The sequence below is a fragment of the Paracoccus sp. 22332 genome, from assembly GCF_052045125.1.
GTDB lineage: Bacteria > Pseudomonadota > Alphaproteobacteria > Rhodobacterales > Rhodobacteraceae > Paracoccus > Paracoccus haematequi_A.
The window spans coordinates 1-676 of record NZ_JBQEOI010000125.1; the positions used below are offsets into that span (position 1 = coordinate 1).

The 676-nt window shown below is 63.0% G+C and carries 1 protein-coding gene; it reads right to left on the minus strand.

The features are described 5' to 3' along the window. Window positions 1-219: 219 nt before the first annotated feature. A partial coding sequence (locus ACTJI6_RS24145) for a hypothetical protein (RefSeq protein ID WP_440804314.1) occupies window positions 220-676 on the minus strand: 457 nt, incomplete at its 5' end.

Consider the following 676-nt stretch of genomic DNA (forward strand, 5'->3'; position numbering starts at 1 on the left):
CACGGTGCAACTCTGCCGGGTCGATGGCGTAGCGACCCCGATCATCCTTGGGCGCGCTCATGCGCCCACTATTGATGGCATTCAGAAGGGTAGACTTGGAGCGGCCGCAGGTCTTGGCAGCCTGGTTCAGCGTCAGCGGCACGGTGGTTCCTTGGGTGGTCGGGGCCGGTCGGCAGGGTGGTCGGTATCGGTTTCCGGAACCGGTAGCCGACCGGTCGGCTACTCGGGGGTCTGGTCGGACTTACCGCCCTCAATCACGTCCAGCTTGTAGCGTTCAACAGCTTGCGCGTGGCTGTTCACGTTGCCCCGGAATGCCCCTTCTGGCGTCACGGTGATGATCTTCACCCGCCCACGTTTCATCCGCCGGATGGCCCCCACCTGCTCCAGAAGGTCCAGAGCGCGAGCCATATCTCCTTTGTCGGTTCGCATCACCTCACACAGGTCGGCAGCGGTCTTGGTGCATTCGTAGGACTGCCACGCGAGGTTGCGGGTGATCTGCCAGAGCACCGCCTGCGCGTGAAACGCCTGCGCAGGCGTTTTCGCCGCCGCAAACAGGCGTTCGGTCACGGCGTCCTGGTACTGGAATGCAATGGACACGTTGCCTCCTCCGAAGAAGTCAAACTCAATCTGATTGCTGACGGACAGTTCCTTGGCCGCCAGAGCGGCCTTCCGCGCC